We start from the raw sequence: 15,281 nt of genomic DNA, 5'->3' as shown, positions 1-15,281 counted from the left end.
AATGAGTAACCCCGACTACCAAAAACGTAAAGCCTTCTTCGATCAACTTCTGACTATTTATGGCCGCAAACCAGTATTGGAGGCATTGCAAGATCCGGCTATGCAGATTTATAAACTGCACCTTGCCGACAGCAATAAAGAAGATGGAATTGTTCGTGATATTAAAAAAATTGCCCAACAGCGCAATATCAATATCGAAATGCACGACCGTAAGGCGCTGTCGCGAATCTCTAAGAATGGTAAGCAAGACCAGGGGGTTGCGGCAGACTTACAGCTCACAGCTTACCAACCGAGCTCAGCTATTAGCAAAGACTTGCTAACTAATAGCAAGCAGCGCTATATCGCATTGGACCGTATCACCAACCCCCAAAACATGGGCATGATCATTCGATCGGTCGCCGCCAGCGGCATAGACGGATTGATTTTACCTCGCCGCGGTGGCGCCCCACTGAGCGCCTTAGTCATCAAGGCCAGTGCCGGCACTCTATTTAGGGCGCCATTATTTTACTGCGAGGACTTAGGGCAAGAGTTAGCTCGTATGCAAACCCAAGGCGCGCAGCTCTGCGGCCTGTCGTCTCACGCCTCGCACTCCGTTTTTGACGCTCAACAATATAGCAGCAGTCAAATTTTTATATTAGGTAATGAGACCGACGGCGTAAGTAAAGAAATCGAGGAGAAATGTGACCTGATGTTAAAAATTCCGATGCATAACGGCGTGGAGTCACTAAACGTAGCGGTCACCGCCGCATTAATTGCCTTTCTGGGCGTTTAAGCAGCAGAGAAGCCACCTGACGGGGTATCAGGCGGCCACAAGGTATATTACTTGGCTAGATAAGCCATCGCCTTTTCAAGACCACCGAGCGTCATGGGGTACATATGTCCCTCCATCTGCTCTTCGACTAACTTTATTGACTGTGTCCAGCTCCAATCCTGTGGCGGCACAGGATTCAGCCATGCCACTTTTTGATAGGTTTCACGCAATCTGCGCATCCATAGCTCACCCGACTCTTCATTCCAGTGCTCAACACTGCCACCAGGCTGAACAATCTCGTATGGGGACATTGACGCATCTCCCACAAAAATCACTTTATAGTCAGAGCTGTATTTATGCAGAACATCAAGTAGTTGAATACGCTCTGAGTGACGACGAACATTGTTATCCCACACTGACTCATAAAGATAATTGTGGAAATAATAATATTCCATGTGCTTAAATTCCGTTCGTGCGGCAGAAAACAACTCCTCGCACACCTTAATATGTGGGTCCATTGAGCCACCCACATCAAAGAACAGCAGCACTTTCACTGCATTGTGACGCTCCGGCACCATTTTTAAATCTAACATCCCGCCGTTTCTTGCGGTTGAAGAAATGGTGTCATTAATATCAAGTTCTTCTGCCGCGCCGGTGCGCGCAAACTTTCGTAAGCGCCGAAGTGCGACCTTTATATTCCGGGTCCCGAGTTCCACATTCTCATCAAGGTTTTTAAAATCGCGACGTTCCCATACTTTTACGGCTTTCTTATTGGTACTTTCACCGCCGATTCTAATACCTTCCGGGTTATAACCACTATGCCCATAGGGCGAGGTACCGCCGGTACCGATCCATTTATTACCTCCGGCATGTCGCTCTTTCTGCTCATCAAGACGTTTTTTGAATTCCTCAATGAGCTTATCTAAACCACCAAGGGATTCAATTTTTGCCTTTTCTTCGTCGCTTAGCTGCTTTAGAAACTCGCGGCGTAGCCAATCGTCTGGAATCATCGCTTCGATAACATCATCTAGCGAACTTAACTCTGAAAAATAAGCCGCAAAAGCCTTATCAAAACGATCGTAGTATTTTTCGTCCTTAACCATACACACGCGTGCAAGCTGATAAAACTCATCTACATTTATAAAGGCCAACCGCGACTCAAGCCCTGCAATCAAATCGAGCAGCTCACGAATCGTCACTGGTATACCAGCGTTTTTTAGTCCGAGAAAAAATTGTACTAACATATTAGCCGCGACTCTCACGGCGATGCATGAAGGCTAAACGCTCTAGTAAATGGACATCTTGCTCATTTTTTAACAGCGCGCCGTATAGCGGCGGAATAGCCTTGCTCGCATCGCGGTTCTTTAAAATCTCATCAGGAATTTCATCGGCCATGAGCAATTTCAGCCAATCGATGAGCTCGGAAGTAGATGGTTTTTTCTTAAGACCCGGAATTTGACGGATTTCAAAAAACATTTCCATCGCCTCGGCAACCAGATTTTTAGAAATCTCAGGATAATGCACCGCGATAATTTTTTGCATGGTATCGCGGTTTGGGAAGGTAATAAAATGGAAGAAGCAACGACGCAAAAATGCATCTGGCAGCTCTTTTTCATTATTACTGGTGATAATAATAATAGGACGTTTTTTTGCTTTTATCGTTTCACCCGTTTCATAGACAAAAAATTCCATACGATCAAGCTCTACCAACAAGTCGTTGGGGAATTCAATATCAGCTTTATCTATTTCATCAATCAATAGTACAACTTGCTCATCAGCCGCAAAAGCCTCCCAAAGCTTGCCACGCTTGATGTAATTACCAATATCGTTAACTTTTTCATTGCCTAGCTGTGAATCACGCAGACGTGAAACCGCGTCATATTCATAGAGGCCCTGTTGCGCCTTAGTCGTGGATTTGATGTGCCACTGGATCAAAGTCTTACCCAAAGAGGCTGCAACCTCCTCTGCTAGCAGGGTCTTGCCGGTGCCTGGCTCACCCTTAATCAACAAGGGGCGTTGCAAAACCACCGCAGCGTTAACTGCCATGCTCAGGTCATCAGTAGAAACATAAGAATCGGTGCCGGTAAATTTCATTGGTTTTTCCTGGTAAAAATATCGCACTGTTTACAGAACACACCGCGAAGTTTAAAAAGACTGCGCGGAAGACTACCCAAGCTAGCATTATAAGGCAATTACAAATCAGGCCAGTTATATTTGACTTGAAAACATAGATTTGACGATTTCAACCTTCCTACCTACCTTAAATGGGATTAATGAAGCCTTTTCAAGCCCGACGAAGACCATAATGTCCGCCACCTTTAATGATCTAAGCCTGACCACTGGCAATAATCCACTGGTTAAAATAAACCGCATAAGCAAACACAATATCTTCGTGAAAATGCAGAGTCGCAACCCCGCAAACAGCGTGAAATGCCGCCGTGGCGCAAATATGATTTGGCAGGCTGAGCAGGATGGCCTCTTAAAACCTGGGATGGAAATTGTTGAACCGACCAGTGGCAACACCGGTATTGCACTCGCCTTTGTCGCGGCAGCGCGCGGCTATCCCATCACACTTACCAAGCCAAGCCAAGCCAAGCCAAGCAGTATGAGTATCGAGCGCCGCAAGGTACTTTTGGCGCTCGGCGCAAAAATCATTCTTAGTGATGGCAAAAAGGAATGAAAGGCGGCATTGCCAGTGCCGAAGCACTCGCCGCCAGCAATCCAGACCGCTATTTCATACCTCAGCAGTTTAGCAATCCCGCCAACCCCGTTGTGCATAAGCGCACCACCGGCCCGGAAATATGGCAGGATACCGACGGCGGTATCTATACTCTCATCAGCGGAGTAGGCACCGGCGGCACCCTGTCTGGTATCTCTCGATACATTAAAACAACTGTGGCAAAGCCATCATCACCGTAGCCGTCGAATCTGCCTCCTCCACCCTAACACGCAGTGCGCTCAATGGCAGTGAACCAAGCCATACACCCCATAAAACTCAGGGTATAGGCGCGGGGTTTCTTCCAGAAAATCTCGACTTGAATATGGTTGATATAGCGGAGGCCGTTGGTGATAAAGAAGCGATGCAATGGACACACAGATTGATGAAAGTGGAAGGTATCTTTGCGGGAATTTCCAGCGGCGCAGCAATGGCGGCCGCTGAGCGTATTACATCATTACCCGAAAATGCGGGAAAAATGATAGTCGCAATATTGCCCGATTCTGCAGAGCGATACTTAAGCTCCGCGCTATTTGATGGCGCATTCACTGAAATTGAACCTTAAGCCCCGCGGTAGGTAAGCACTCCCCCTATCTGCCGCACTCCTTAAGTACCCTATTCCATCTTTGCTTCCAAGGACTTTTTGAAGGCTAGGAGCTGCGGATTTTGTGTTAAAGAGTCATATTTCATTAAGTCATCGAGCTGTTTAAGCCCGATTACCCGGCCACTTTCAGTATCAGCCACCGCCATTTCATCCATAATTCTTTTTACTAGGGCATTAAGCTTTTCCATCACATCCTGATTTCTTGGGTGCAGGCCATACGCGCGATCTAAGTAAAACAGTGCACCATTGATATCTGAGAATTTCAAAGCCTGATTAGCCTCGCTCAAATTAGCTATCACCTTCTGCTGAACCTCAGGAGACAGCTGTTCAAAGGGGATGTCTGGTCCAACTTCGGGCGTGTAAAAGCTCAAGTATCCGCCAAACGCTAACACCACAGCTAATAAGGCCAGGCTAAGATGCCTCGCCCTGCGGCCAGTGCCGCTAAACTGCCGATAAAACTGATCCGCAGTTTGCCAGCGCATAGTGCGCTCAAAACTCAAAGCTTTTGCAATCGCCTTCCACTGATAACGCGGAATACCTTTAATACGTTTTACTTGCATTCCGGTGTCGCGCGCAACCGTCGCTTTTTTGCGATTAAAAGGATGGTTCCCCGTGAAAAGCTGATAGGCAATCACCCCAATGGCATACACATCGTCCGCAGGGTCAGGGTCTGCTCCAGCAAACATATCGCAACTGGCATACGCTGGCGTTAAACCAACCACCTCGTCAATTTCATCCTGCACCGCCCCTTCGACCGAAGCCAAGGCTCTTGCGATACCAAAATCCAAAACTTTTAAAACCCCCTCTTCCGTTACAAAAATATTCTGGGGCTTAACGTCTGAGTGCACAATATTGCGCTGATGGGCATATGCCAAACCCTGACTCAGGGCATTAATATAGGCCGTCGTTTGTTCATGACTACGGGTTTCATCTTTAATAAATACGTCTAATGTCTGCCCTTTTAAAGCTTCCATCGTCATAAAGAACACGTCGCCATCGCGGTCAAAATCATAGACGGTAATAACATTCGGATGAGCGAGTTTTTGAGACTTATCGGTTTCACGCTGCAAGGCAATATAGGCTCGTGGGTCTTGTGAAAACTCGCCACTGATCAGCTTTATTGCCACATAGGGGTCATGGTGACGCGCTTCTATTTTGCGTTGATCTACCGCCAAAAAAACTGCACCCATGCCCCCTTCACCCAACATCTTTTCTAATCTGAAGCGATCTTTAAGAAGATCACCGACCTTGAAGCTTGTATCACCTGCATAAGCAGGCCCTGTGATAGTATCTTTGGGATTGTAAACCTTGGTGGCATCATAATTATTCGAAGTAGTAACGACGGTCTCATCCTCAGATACCGATGTCAGAGCTACCATCCCGGACCTAACGCTAGCCATCGTCGCATCATCAATTTGAACGGCGGACTCCGACTCCACATCTTCCAATTCAATATTAAAAAGACCCTCATCGACGGGGATCGACAGTTCAGCAACATCATCAGCGACTATTGAATCGTCACCGCAGGCGAGACTGTCATCGACATTAAACAAAGACTCATCAATTTTAGAATTATCTTCAAGAAGTGACTTTTTACCACCCGCAAGCTTTGTTTTATCTCTGTCTGTCATTCCACTTTACTCCCCATGACGTTCACATCCCTTTCTAACAACTCAGGCCAGTGTTGTAACCAACAACAACTATGATCTATAGAATCCAATATTTTATATCGGCCACCATGCTTTGCGACAAAGCTAAGAGCCTGCTCGGTAGAGACATTCTCATCATCCGCGCCAATATAATGCATAAAATCAATCGCATCGGGATAATCAGCAAGTGAAGGATCTAGAGACTCAGTCAGCGGTAAGTAATTATGTTGTTGAATCCAAGCAGTCACGTCGAGGTTACCAGCCAAAGTAACTACAGAATCTAAATATGGCGCCACTGTCAAACTAGAATCCGCTGCCATTAACATTGCCAAGGTTCCTCCCCCACTGTAGCCGATCAAGGTGACCTTACTGACCTCAAGTTCTTCTACTAAGTTCGATGCAGCACGAGACATGCTGGCCACAACTTCTGGGGAATATCGAGCCGAGGTCCAGTATTTTTCTGCGCAAATAGCATCCTCAAACAAGCCCATATAACAGGGTCGGCCAAGATAGAGAACATTCTCAGTATCGAGCTTCGCAAGCTCTAATGCCAATGGTCGCCTTGCTGTTGGGTCCGTCGCTATATATCGACCAAATAGCCAGGGTGATCCATCGCCTTCGATATAGATGTGCAATCGAGGGCTATATGGTTTGGCTATCTTTAAATACACAATATGCCGAAAAGTATCGCCTATAATCACTCGCCGCTCCAAACTATTACGAGCGGCGATGTCATCAATGCGCTGCGCTGGGCTGCTGCAAGACACAAGGAAAACAAGGGGGACAAAAATTAAAAAGCCCGGATACCAGACACTTAATTTCATGTATTCGGGCCAGATTCTATATGTAGGGAAAACAAGCTTTTACTCTAATGTTAGCAGCTTAAGGAAGTTCATAACGAACTCCGATTGTCGCAGTATATTTAGTTAAATAGTCATGATAAAAGAGGCGATCATAAACAACATACGCAGCGAGACCCTGACTAAATTGCGCGGAGGTTCCCACGGATACCGCTACATTACTAGAGTCTGGATCATCGGCTTGATCAGCAAAACTGCTAATTGCACTTTTATCGGAATCATTCAGATTTTGACCGTTGCTTTTATAACCGTCACTACCATCAGAAATTAATTCGACGCGCACCGAAGGTAGCAAAACGCCCCAATTCATTAGTACCGGATGGTCTGCCTGGAGCGATAACGTTAGTATTGCCGAATCAACACCCTGGCTATTTACACTGCGTATAACCCCGACCCCTGAAGCAGACTGTTCCTGATAACCGTCAATATCGCCGCTCAGTAATAAGACACGTGCCTGAGGAGTAACTCGCCAGCCGCCATAATTTTCTTCAAAACCAATAGACAGATCGCCGTACCAATAGCCACCATCGGTTGACGCACGAAAACTATCAAAGGGCGTACTCCGATTAACATCTATATCTAGAGTACCGTAGGCGATTAAGCCCGCCACGAAGGTACTACCCCAATACTTAGCACCATGGATACCAAGGGTGGTTGATGACACGTCACTGCCACCGTCGCCGGTATCTAACTCACTATCACCATAGGTGCCACTAATCGACGCACCAAAAAAAGTACTGTCATCTAGTCGATAGTCAATGCCCAGGGTGACGGAATTAAGTTCTTGCTCATAACCACCGCTGCGCGATGTTGCATGCCGATCACGACTGGAATAATCAGTGAGACCGAACAAGGAAAATTGACTACCATCGAGCATGGCGTTATCTGCACTGTCCGCACCTGCAGCGCCGCCTAGGGCCGCCTTCTTGCCTTTTTTGCCCTTCTCACCTCTAGCACGTAAGTCGTTTATTTTTGTCAGCAGTGTCATTGCAAATTCTTGCGCCTGCGTCCCAGAAGACTCGCTGACCGTCGCACCACAGGGCTCTGAAAATGGGATTTCCCCGTCGGTATTGTCGACACCCTCTGCAGGCCTGACACTGCTATTACATTCTTCGGCAGAAAATGCGGTGGATGGTAGCAGCACTAAAAAACTAAGAGTTAATGCGCTCCACGCTATTCTATTTATAATTTTTCTGTTCACAAGAAAAGTTCTCACTAAGTATTAATTAAAGTAGAGAAAAACACGCACTCGGTACAATACTGAGTGAGCACATTACTAATTGTCTTTCGATTTGGAAACAAAGAAGAAGTCGCCTACCTCGTGCCCAGCACCCTTGATTATTTTATAAACCGGTTCCTGAATAAAATTATTCAGGGCAGCCTGATGTATAACGGGCTCTTTTATTTGAGCATATAAGTCAGGGGCTGATATCAAGCCAGTATTGGAACGCAATGCCTTGATAAGCTCTCTGGCAAACACCGAATGTCCGTCGCCGCCATCATCAATAACAGGCTTATCACCACCGGACGACATAAGTAAGCGCGACTTTCTGGGCAACTTATATTTTACGTATTCCGGGTTATCTGACTCTCTGCCCTTGCCAAGAAACAACTGATCAGGCGCCGACGACAATAAACCGCCGTAACACGAGTCCGCGATGACCAATATCCGCTTTGCCTGAAGACGCCCTAGATGGTTACTCACAAATTCATTAGAAACCCAATAAGCGTCATTTGGCGGCGCATCTGCATTAACGGGTAACCAGTACCCAGTATCGCGATCACCGACATTCACCATACTGCCGTGGCCAGCATAATAAATGAGCAAATTATCGTTTTCGGTCAAGACACTGTGCAACTCGTTAATCGCCTGCATCACCGTCAAGCGGTCGGAATTCAACAGTAATTGCACCTGAAAACCATACTGCTGCTCGAGAATCTGACCAATTTCTTTCGCATCATTAAGCGGAGTTTCCAAGTCATCAAGCATTGCATAGTCACGATTACCGATTACCAATGCGTAATAACGACCAAAATCCATATCACCGACTTTAATGCCATCGGCCCTCACCGGCGCGGGTGCCGATGAGGGCCGATGCACTGCAGGGGTACGCAACCTAGGAATAGTCGAAAGCCGACGCTCAACACTTGCGCGATCATCGTTGACTGATTTCAACAGCTGTTGCAATGTAGCAAGCTCTGCAGCTGGGCTGGATTCAGACACGCTAGAGCTGGCGACTTTGGCTGTGCTCAATTGCTTTTTAAGTGACACCATTTGTTTATCGAGCAAGGCCATTTGCTGGTCTTTTGCTTTCAGTTGCGCGGCTAGATCTGCACGCAAACCCTGTTGCTCGCGCTGCGCGGTTTCCTGATAAATCAAACTGTCCTCTGGCATACCCCAGGCTTGTCGGTAGTAATTTATAGCTTGCAGCCGATCTTTTTGAACACCAAGCCCCTGTTCGTAAAGGGTGCCCAAATTAAATAAGGCGCTTTTATTGCCCTGCTCAGCGGCTTTTTGATACCAAAAAATGGCAACTTCGTAATTGGGGTCAGTACCTAGGCCTTTCTCAAAAATTTCACCGACTGAAAGTTGTGCCTTGGCATCGCCCTGTTCTGCAGAGGGCAGCCACACCTTCAATGCTGTCTTGTAATCTGCGCGATCATAGGCAACGTACTCACCACCGCGAATTCTGCAATCCGTAGCCGTTGTTTTTATTGGACGACGCGGCGACATATACGCCATATTGCCAAGCTTTCGAAGCTGGCCTGGTAGCAAACAATCCACAATCTGCAAGCCGGCAATCACTTCCTCTGAGCTAGCAGGAGTTGTATTAGCCTTGCTGCTTAGTGTGTTGGAACAAGCTGACAGCGCGATCAAGGCGACTGCTGCGGGAAAACCAATCCACCATCGCCGATGACTAACCGTTTGAATTTTCATGCCTGACTCCGCTTATTTCATAAATACTGCGCCCATCGCCACATAAAATCCACCGGGCCACGGTCTATCTTTTTTAAAAATTATTATGCTTGCGATAGTTTACGAAACACTAAGTCAAGTCGCCGTCGGGTTCATCGTCGATCATTACAGAACCGCCCACTGAAGACTCTTTTTTCGGCAGGCGCGGGGCAACAATCGTGCGTCCGTCATCAGCAGTACTTGTCAGGTAGTAGGCAGTTTCACCAAATTTAATAACGTCGCTAATTTTAACCTTAGTCGGCCGCGTTATCTGGCGATTATTGACGGACGTGCCGTTAGTGGACTCTAGATCCTCCAACAGCCATTCATCGTCAATTAAACTTAGCATAGCGGTGCCTCGACAATAGATCTTTAGCAATCGTTATGTCGTTACCGCCGTCGCGGCCAATCACTACCGACAACGCCGTGATAAGGTACGAATCATCATCGTCTACGCTCACCAATTCCAGACCCATCGACATACCTAAGACGTGGTTAGAACGTGGCCGTCTCAGTTCGATACAATGCAGCACGAACTAGCATAGTCTTTTTTATAATAGGTAAAGATTCACAAACCAAGTATAGCTAATCTATGGCAATATAAAAGTAATCACCAACATCCTCGCTTAAGCGCTAATCCAAACCGATATCCGGCTCGGTGCGCGCGCTAACCGCGCCGCCTTTGGATGTCGCCTTTTTAGACCTGCCGTCACCAGCGAAAGCATAGGCAAGCAAAATTCCCACTACCAACGCCAATATTTGAGATGCACCGATAATCACTAATAGGGGCACTGCGGCCTCAACTCCGTCAGTTAAGACCGTTAATACCGCCGCGCCTGCTGACGGTACCCACAGCTCAGGCATATCTGGGTGGCGAGTCGGTAGAAACAAAAACACCACGCCCGCGGTCATTAACCAATACCGCAATACCCGCACGGGAAAACGTCGTAACAATAAGCACCAAATCAGGCCGGCTACTAGGCCAACACTGAGATATACCTGCCAGGCAAGCCGGTAATCATTAAGGTCAATCATGTCTATTCCTACTCCACCCAATAAATAATGCGATCTTCATAATCAGCATTTTTAATATTATTTTCACTAATACAGCGATCTTTTATAGATATACCCGCCTCATGAACGCTATTCACGTCACCAGAAATTAAAGGGTGCCAGTCTTCTAAGCTGCGGCCCTCGGCCAATACTCGATAGGCGCAACTATTAGGTAGCCAATACATCTCAGCGGGGTCGCTATGTCTTAGGGAAACGCAATCCGGCACTAAACTTTTGCGCGCACTGTAGTCACTGCAACGACATAAGTTGGTATCTAGCAACCGACAGGCTACATCGGTGTAATAGACTTCGCCGTTATCGTGGTCCTCTAGCTTGTGAAGGCAGCATTTACCACAACCATCACACACTGACTCCCACTCCTCGACTGACATCTCCGCCAAGGTCTTGCGCTCCCAAAATGGGCGTCGAACGATATCAGCCATATTTCAATTCAGTCGTCCGTTTCTGGAACAACGCGGGGATCCAATCGTTCTGGCTGCGGTGGCAATTGAAGATAAAACCCATTTTCGGCTATTTCTTGCATTACCTTTGTGACATCTGCGCGCGCGAGCTTTCTCTCAGCATGTAATACCAAGGTCATAGATCGCGCCGGCGTGCCAAAGCGCACCAGTAAATCGTCGGGAACCCGCGTCAAATCCTCGGTATGATCCACGTATAAGTACATACCCTCACTGCGAGAGCTTCGGTATACCGCGCAGATACGCTTCATGTCTTCATCTCATTTAGAGAAATTAACTTATTTCCAATCAATGGCTTGCGCCACGTTGATAATGTAGAGGGTAATAAGCCAGTGCGAATAATCTCTTCAATATCACGCTTTTTAACAAACACTTCCGTTGCAACATCAAGTTCATTCGCCACTTGCTCGGCTACCGCTTTCATTTGCTTATAGTGCTGAGTTTGGCTCGACGTCAGTGGCTTAGGCGCCGGCGGCGGCAATATACCGTCGCCCCCTGCCTGCCCTTCAGAAACCAAGTCCACAATCGCGTCACCGTAGCGTCGCACACTGCCTGGGGAGATTTCTTTAATTCGACCCAACTGGGTATTATCAGACGGGGCATGTCGCGCAATTTCAAAGCAAGCAGCGTCTTTTAACACCCGACCTCGGGGAATATTGCGAGCGCGCGCCTCAGTTTCTCGCCATGCACACAGTATTTGTAACACGTACTGCTGACGGCCACTGAGCTTCCATAGCGACTTTATTCGCTGATAGTACTCAGTAACGATCAAGGGCTTCTCCGCCTGCTTAGTAATAACTTCACAATCCTCATGCCACCAAGCGAGAGCGCCTTTTTTCTCTAACCGCTGACACAATATCGGGTAAATTCGCTGCAAATAGAGCACATCCAATGCTGCATAGACGCACTGGCTTTCGCTCAAAGGACGTCTCAGCCAATCGGACCGGGTTTCGCCTTTTTCAACGTGTATTCCCAAGCAATCCATAACGAGCTTTTGGTAGCTCAACCCCGCCCCCATACCCGCCAATGCAGCGCCAATTTGGGTGTCGAGCAAGGGCTGCGGAATGCATTGAAATAAAACCTGAAATACTTCCAGATCCTCGCTACAGGAATGAATAACCTTGGGTAAATCACTACGCCTTAGCAAGGCGGTGAAGGCCGACCAATCGCTTATTGGTAACGGATCGATTAGATAGAGCTCGCTATTTGCCCCAACCTGCAGTAAGCCGGCTATCGGGTAAAAGGTGTCGGTACGAATAAACTCAGTATCAATTGCCAAAAATGGCGCTAGGGCCCAGCGTTCACAAGCAGCGAGTAGCGCTGCGTCGGTGTCAATATAAACTCGAGATTCAACAGAATCAGTCAATGGGACGACGTCCTTTAAGTGCATGTGCCAGCGTACCGCTGTCCACGTATTCTAATTCGCCACCCAGGGGTACACCATGGGCAATACGACTCACGGCAATTCCCCGGCTGCGCATTTGCTCAGTGATATAGTAGGCGGTTGCTTCACCTTCGACGGTAGGATTGGTTGCCAATATCAGCTCACTAATCGCTAATTCCGCACTTCGTTCTAGCAGACGGTCGATGCCAATTTCTGCAGGACCAATGCCATCAATGGGAGACAAATGCCCCATCAACACAAAGTACAGACCCTTGTAGTCTCCACTGTGCTCAAACGCAACTACATCTGCCGGTGACTCTACGACACAAATTGTTTGCTGATCTCGGCGCTGATCAGCGCAGATATGACACTGCGCATTTTCAGTTAAGGTCCGGCAGCTATTGCAGTGACCAACATATTCTGCGGCTTTACTCAAAGCGGCAGCCAAACGAGCAGCGCCTGGACGGTTACGTTCCAATAACTGGAAGGTCATACGCTGTGCTGACTTAGCACCTACACCGGGCAAACAGCGCAACGCGTCGATTAAGTCATCTATTAGTGGGCTATAACTCATAATTAGAATGGCATCTTGAAGCCATCGGGCATACCTAGCCCAGACATCATTCCACCCATCCGATCTTGGTTGTTTTTTTCAACTTTGCGGACCGCATCATTCACTGCTGCAGCTAACAGGTCTTCTAGCATTTCCTTGTCTTCAGACATCACGCTAGGATCAATCACCACCCGGCGGACGTCATGACGCCCCGTCATCGTGACTATTACCAAGCCTGCACCAGATTCACCCTGCACCTCAACATTGGCAAGTTCAGCCTGGGCCTTCTGCATTTTTTCCTGCATCTCGGCGGCTTTTTTCATTAATTCATTCAAGTCTGGTTTCATATCTATATCTCACTAATCAACAAGGCGCACTGACTCTTCGTCGAGCACACCATCAAATTCTTCGATTATACGCTTTACATGTAAATCGCTTCGCAAAGCTTGTTTGGCCACAACTAGGCGCTCGTCTAAGCAACGCTGTTTATAGGCAGCAGGCGTTTCGTGTGGGGTATCACCTATATCAACCGTGACCTTAAGTTGCTCGCCAAAATATTCTGACAGCAACTCACCCAAACGTTCGACATTGCGATCACTGAGAAAGGCAGTATTCTCAGCATTTACAGTAAATGAAACGTGATCAGCGGATATAGCTGCAATTTGACAGAGTCCCGCTAAACTTCCCAGCATCCCCGGCAAAGGGAATACATCAAATTGCTCACGCCAAACCGTCTCATTTAGCTTAACAAAAGCAATTTTCTCAGTCGCCAACTCAGGTCTGGAAGCAATGGCTTCTGTAGGCACTTCATCACTCTTTTCAGACGGTTCATCCAAATTGCGGATGGATTCAGCGGCAATAGCCTCAGTTTGAGGCAAAACCGCAGGCCTTGCTACGTCATTGGCGACTGTAGCGGCCATTTCAACAGCCGGAGTTGGAATAGGTGGCGTGGATGGTGGCGCCATAACGTGGTCTTGAGTCCGATCATCTTGCTGCTCAGCAACTGGCTCTCGAGACCGGAGATTCATATCTAAATCAGGCGCCGAGGCCCTCGATTCTGCAACAATGCTTGTCGACACATCTTGCGCCGAATCAAGCGTCTGCGGCTTTTTTACCGAAGTAGCGGCCTCCGCCACTGCCGCCACCGGTTTCGGTAAAATTTGACGGGGGCCATCAATTACGCCCTGGGGCTTAAACGCTAGCATTCTCAGTAACAGCATCTCAAGACCCGCGCGGGGGTCAGGAGCCAAGCCCATATCCCGCCGCCCAGAGAGGCCAATTTGATAGTAAAATTGCACATCTTCTGCTGTAAGTTTACCAGCTAACTCTACGATTTTAGAGCGATCACCTAGGCTATTATCCAAGCCATCAGGTACTGTTTGCGCGACCGCTAAGCGATGCATAACCACCAGTAATTCACTAATAACGCCGGCGAAATCAGCCCCCATTTCGGCAAGATCAGCCACTACTGCTAACAGCGCCGCACCATCACTCACCGCCAAAGCCTCTATTAGACGATAGACAGAATTATGGTCAATGGTTCCCAGCATCTGACGTACATCTGCCTCGCCCAGCTTACCGGAACCAAAGGCAATCGCCTGATCCGTCAAACTCAGGGCATCACGCATACTGCCATCAGCCGCGCGCCCTAACAGCCACAGTGACGACTCATCAAACTGTACCATTTCGTGCGCAAGCACTGTCTTTAGATAATCGACAATGCGCTCTGGTGTGAGATTTTTTAAATTGAATTGCAAACAACGGGATAAAATCGTCGCTGGTAGCTTTTGCGGGTCAGTTGTTGCTAGCAAGAATTTGACATGTGCAGGCGGCTCTTCCAAGGTTTTCAGTAGCGCATTAAAACTACTGCTACTCAGCATATGCACCTCATCGATGAGGTAAACCTTATAGCGACCATGGGTAGGCATGTATTGCACGTTATCGAGTATTTCCCGAGTATCTTCTACCTTAGTGCGTGAAGCTGCATCGACCTCGAGCAAGTCCACAAACCTACCCTCACTAATCGCGACACAGGCATTGCACTGGCCACAGGGCTCGGAACTTACACCCACTTCGCAGTTCAGGCACTTGGCCAGAATGCGAGCGATAGTCGTTTTACCCACACCGCGGGTGCCGGTAAACAAATAGGCGTGATGAAGACGATCATGATCAAGTGCATTGACTAATGCCTTTAATACATGATTTTGACCGGCCATTTCACGGAAGGTTTTTGGGCGCCATTTTCGCGCCAATACCTGATAGCTCATTAAACAATT

19 protein-coding genes are annotated in these 15,281 nt (G+C 47.7%); 4 read left to right on the top strand and 15 right to left on the bottom strand.

The window, feature by feature from the left end; all coding sequences use genetic code 11:
- Position 1: 1 nt before the first annotated feature.
- On the top strand, positions 2-772 hold the full coding sequence (locus ACI955_RS04925) for a TrmH family RNA methyltransferase (protein WP_415242618.1): 771 nt from the start codon (positions 2-4) through the stop codon (positions 770-772).
- Between the two features lie 47 nt (positions 773-819).
- Here the strand turns inward: ACI955_RS04925 and ACI955_RS04920 are convergent, their stop codons facing one another.
- Positions 820-1,995 (bottom strand): vWA domain-containing protein, encoded by a 1,176-nt coding sequence (locus tag ACI955_RS04920; protein ID WP_415242617.1) that lies wholly within the window; start codon positions 1,993-1,995, stop codon positions 820-822.
- 1 nt (position 1,996) lies between these two features.
- Positions 1,997-2,845 carry an AAA family ATPase gene (locus ACI955_RS04915; protein WP_415242616.1) on the bottom strand — a complete coding sequence of 283 codons (849 nt, stop codon included), beginning with the start codon at positions 2,843-2,845 and terminating at the stop codon, positions 1,997-1,999.
- A gap of 211 nt (positions 2,846-3,056) precedes the next feature.
- On the opposite strand from ACI955_RS04915, the gene ACI955_RS04910 reads away from it, so the two are divergent.
- Genes ACI955_RS04910 through ACI955_RS04900 form a run of 3 tightly spaced genes read left to right on the top strand, consistent with a single transcriptional unit; the run spans position 3,057 to position 4,032 of the window.
- The gene (locus ACI955_RS04910) at positions 3,057-3,431 is read left to right on the top strand and encodes a pyridoxal-phosphate dependent enzyme (RefSeq protein WP_415242615.1); all 375 of its coding nucleotides are present in this window, start codon (positions 3,057-3,059) and stop codon (positions 3,429-3,431) included.
- Positions 3,428-3,670: a pyridoxal-phosphate dependent enzyme gene (locus ACI955_RS04905; protein ID WP_415242614.1), complete on the top strand. Its 243-nt coding sequence runs from the start codon at positions 3,428-3,430 to the stop codon at positions 3,668-3,670. Before ACI955_RS04910 ends, ACI955_RS04905 begins: the two co-directional genes overlap by 4 nt.
- On the top strand, positions 3,658-4,032 hold the full coding sequence (locus ACI955_RS04900; RefSeq protein ID WP_415242685.1) for a pyridoxal-phosphate dependent enzyme: 375 nt from the start codon (positions 3,658-3,660) through the stop codon (positions 4,030-4,032). Before ACI955_RS04905 ends, ACI955_RS04900 begins: the two co-directional genes overlap by 13 nt.
- Before the next feature lie 50 nt (positions 4,033-4,082).
- On the opposite strand, the gene ACI955_RS04895 is transcribed toward ACI955_RS04900, so the two are convergent.
- The 13 genes from ACI955_RS04895 to dnaX all read right to left on the bottom strand — a co-directional run bounded on the left by ACI955_RS04895 (position 4,083) and on the right by dnaX (position 15,272).
- On the bottom strand, positions 4,083-5,702 hold the full coding sequence (locus tag ACI955_RS04895) for a serine/threonine-protein kinase (RefSeq protein WP_415242613.1): 1,620 nt from the start codon (positions 5,700-5,702) through the stop codon (positions 4,083-4,085).
- Positions 5,699-6,544 (bottom strand): alpha/beta hydrolase family protein, encoded by an 846-nt coding sequence (locus ACI955_RS04890; RefSeq protein WP_415242612.1) that lies wholly within the window; start codon positions 6,542-6,544, stop codon positions 5,699-5,701. The genes ACI955_RS04895 and ACI955_RS04890 overlap by 4 nt, the downstream gene beginning before the upstream one ends.
- Before the next feature lie 58 nt (positions 6,545-6,602).
- On the bottom strand, positions 6,603-7,781 hold the full coding sequence (locus ACI955_RS04885) for an autotransporter outer membrane beta-barrel domain-containing protein (RefSeq protein WP_415242611.1): 1,179 nt from the start codon (positions 7,779-7,781) through the stop codon (positions 6,603-6,605).
- 75 nt (positions 7,782-7,856) lie between these two features.
- Positions 7,857-9,518 (bottom strand): caspase family protein, encoded by a 1,662-nt coding sequence (locus tag ACI955_RS04880; protein ID WP_415242610.1) that lies wholly within the window; start codon positions 9,516-9,518, stop codon positions 7,857-7,859.
- Between the two features lie 109 nt (positions 9,519-9,627).
- Entirely contained in the window at positions 9,628-9,885 is a 258-nt protein-coding gene (locus tag ACI955_RS04875) for an FHA domain-containing protein (RefSeq protein ID WP_415242609.1), read from the bottom strand.
- Positions 9,869-10,012: a hypothetical protein gene (locus ACI955_RS04870; RefSeq protein WP_415242608.1), complete on the bottom strand. Its 144-nt coding sequence runs from the start codon at positions 10,010-10,012 to the stop codon at positions 9,869-9,871. Before ACI955_RS04870 ends, ACI955_RS04875 begins: the two co-directional genes overlap by 17 nt.
- A gap of 157 nt (positions 10,013-10,169) precedes the next feature.
- Positions 10,170-10,571 (bottom strand): hypothetical protein, encoded by a 402-nt coding sequence (locus ACI955_RS04865; RefSeq protein WP_415242607.1) that lies wholly within the window; start codon positions 10,569-10,571, stop codon positions 10,170-10,172.
- An 8-nt stretch (positions 10,572-10,579) separates the two neighbouring features.
- Entirely contained in the window at positions 10,580-11,032 is a 453-nt protein-coding gene (locus ACI955_RS04860; RefSeq protein ID WP_415242606.1) for a YcgN family cysteine cluster protein, read from the bottom strand.
- 8 nt (positions 11,033-11,040) lie between these two features.
- Positions 11,041-11,319, bottom strand: coding sequence for a YcgL domain-containing protein (locus tag ACI955_RS04855; RefSeq protein ID WP_415242605.1), 279 nt, complete (start codon positions 11,317-11,319; stop codon positions 11,041-11,043).
- Positions 11,316-12,434, bottom strand: coding sequence for a ribonuclease D (rnd, locus tag ACI955_RS04850; RefSeq protein WP_415242604.1), 1,119 nt, complete (start codon positions 12,432-12,434; stop codon positions 11,316-11,318). The genes ACI955_RS04855 and rnd overlap by 4 nt, the downstream gene beginning before the upstream one ends.
- On the bottom strand, positions 12,427-13,026 hold the full coding sequence (gene recR, locus ACI955_RS04845; RefSeq protein ID WP_415242603.1) for a recombination mediator RecR: 600 nt from the start codon (positions 13,024-13,026) through the stop codon (positions 12,427-12,429). The genes rnd and recR overlap by 8 nt, the downstream gene beginning before the upstream one ends.
- A 2-nt stretch (positions 13,027-13,028) precedes the next feature.
- Positions 13,029-13,352, bottom strand: coding sequence for a YbaB/EbfC family nucleoid-associated protein (locus ACI955_RS04840; RefSeq protein ID WP_415242602.1), 324 nt, complete (start codon positions 13,350-13,352; stop codon positions 13,029-13,031).
- 12 nt (positions 13,353-13,364) lie between these two features.
- Positions 13,365-15,272, bottom strand: a complete 1,908-nt coding sequence (dnaX, locus tag ACI955_RS04835; RefSeq protein ID WP_415242601.1) for a DNA polymerase III subunit gamma/tau — start codon at positions 15,270-15,272, stop codon at positions 13,365-13,367.
- Between the last annotated feature and the right edge of the window lie 9 nt (positions 15,273-15,281).

The sequence above is a fragment of the Zhongshania sp. genome (genome assembly GCF_047636175.1).
Classification (GTDB): domain Bacteria; phylum Pseudomonadota; class Gammaproteobacteria; order Pseudomonadales; family Spongiibacteraceae; genus Spongiibacter.
The sequence above is the reverse complement of the archived record's forward strand: the minus strand, read 5'-3'. Positions and strand labels throughout refer to the sequence as shown.

What these genes read in the sequence shown, in the direction of transcription:
- ACI955_RS04925 (WP_415242618.1), top strand. Translation starts at nt 2, where the DNA reads ATGAGTAACCCCGACTACCAAAAACGTAAAGCCTTCTTCGATCAACTT.
- ACI955_RS04920 (WP_415242617.1), bottom strand. Translation starts at nt 1,995, where the DNA reads ATGTTAGTACAATTTTTTCTCGGACTAAAAAACGCTGGTATACCAGTG.
- ACI955_RS04915 (WP_415242616.1), bottom strand. Translation starts at nt 2,845, where the DNA reads ATGAAATTTACCGGCACCGATTCTTATGTTTCTACTGATGACCTGAGC.
- ACI955_RS04910 (WP_415242615.1), top strand. Translation starts at nt 3,057, where the DNA reads ATGTCCGCCACCTTTAATGATCTAAGCCTGACCACTGGCAATAATCCA.
- ACI955_RS04905 (WP_415242614.1), top strand. Translation starts at nt 3,428, where the DNA reads ATGAAAGGCGGCATTGCCAGTGCCGAAGCACTCGCCGCCAGCAATCCA.
- ACI955_RS04895 (WP_415242613.1), bottom strand. Translation starts at nt 5,702, where the DNA reads ATGACAGACAGAGATAAAACAAAGCTTGCGGGTGGTAAAAAGTCACTT.
- ACI955_RS04890 (WP_415242612.1), bottom strand. Translation starts at nt 6,544, where the DNA reads ATGAAATTAAGTGTCTGGTATCCGGGCTTTTTAATTTTTGTCCCCCTT.
- ACI955_RS04880 (WP_415242610.1), bottom strand. Translation starts at nt 9,518, where the DNA reads ATGAAAATTCAAACGGTTAGTCATCGGCGATGGTGGATTGGTTTTCCC.
- ACI955_RS04875 (WP_415242609.1), bottom strand. Translation starts at nt 9,885, where the DNA reads ATGCTAAGTTTAATTGACGATGAATGGCTGTTGGAGGATCTAGAGTCC.
- ACI955_RS04870 (WP_415242608.1), bottom strand. Translation starts at nt 10,012, where the DNA reads ATGGGTCTGGAATTGGTGAGCGTAGACGATGATGATTCGTACCTTATC.
- ACI955_RS04865 (WP_415242607.1), bottom strand. Translation starts at nt 10,571, where the DNA reads ATGATTGACCTTAATGATTACCGGCTTGCCTGGCAGGTATATCTCAGT.
- ACI955_RS04860 (WP_415242606.1), bottom strand. Translation starts at nt 11,032, where the DNA reads ATGGCTGATATCGTTCGACGCCCATTTTGGGAGCGCAAGACCTTGGCG.
- ACI955_RS04855 (WP_415242605.1), bottom strand. Translation starts at nt 11,319, where the DNA reads ATGAAGCGTATCTGCGCGGTATACCGAAGCTCTCGCAGTGAGGGTATG.
- recR (WP_415242603.1), bottom strand. Translation starts at nt 13,026, where the DNA reads ATGAGTTATAGCCCACTAATAGATGACTTAATCGACGCGTTGCGCTGT.
- ACI955_RS04840 (WP_415242602.1), bottom strand. Translation starts at nt 13,352, where the DNA reads ATGAAACCAGACTTGAATGAATTAATGAAAAAAGCCGCCGAGATGCAG.
- dnaX (WP_415242601.1), bottom strand. Translation starts at nt 15,272, where the DNA reads ATGAGCTATCAGGTATTGGCGCGAAAATGGCGCCCAAAAACCTTCCGT.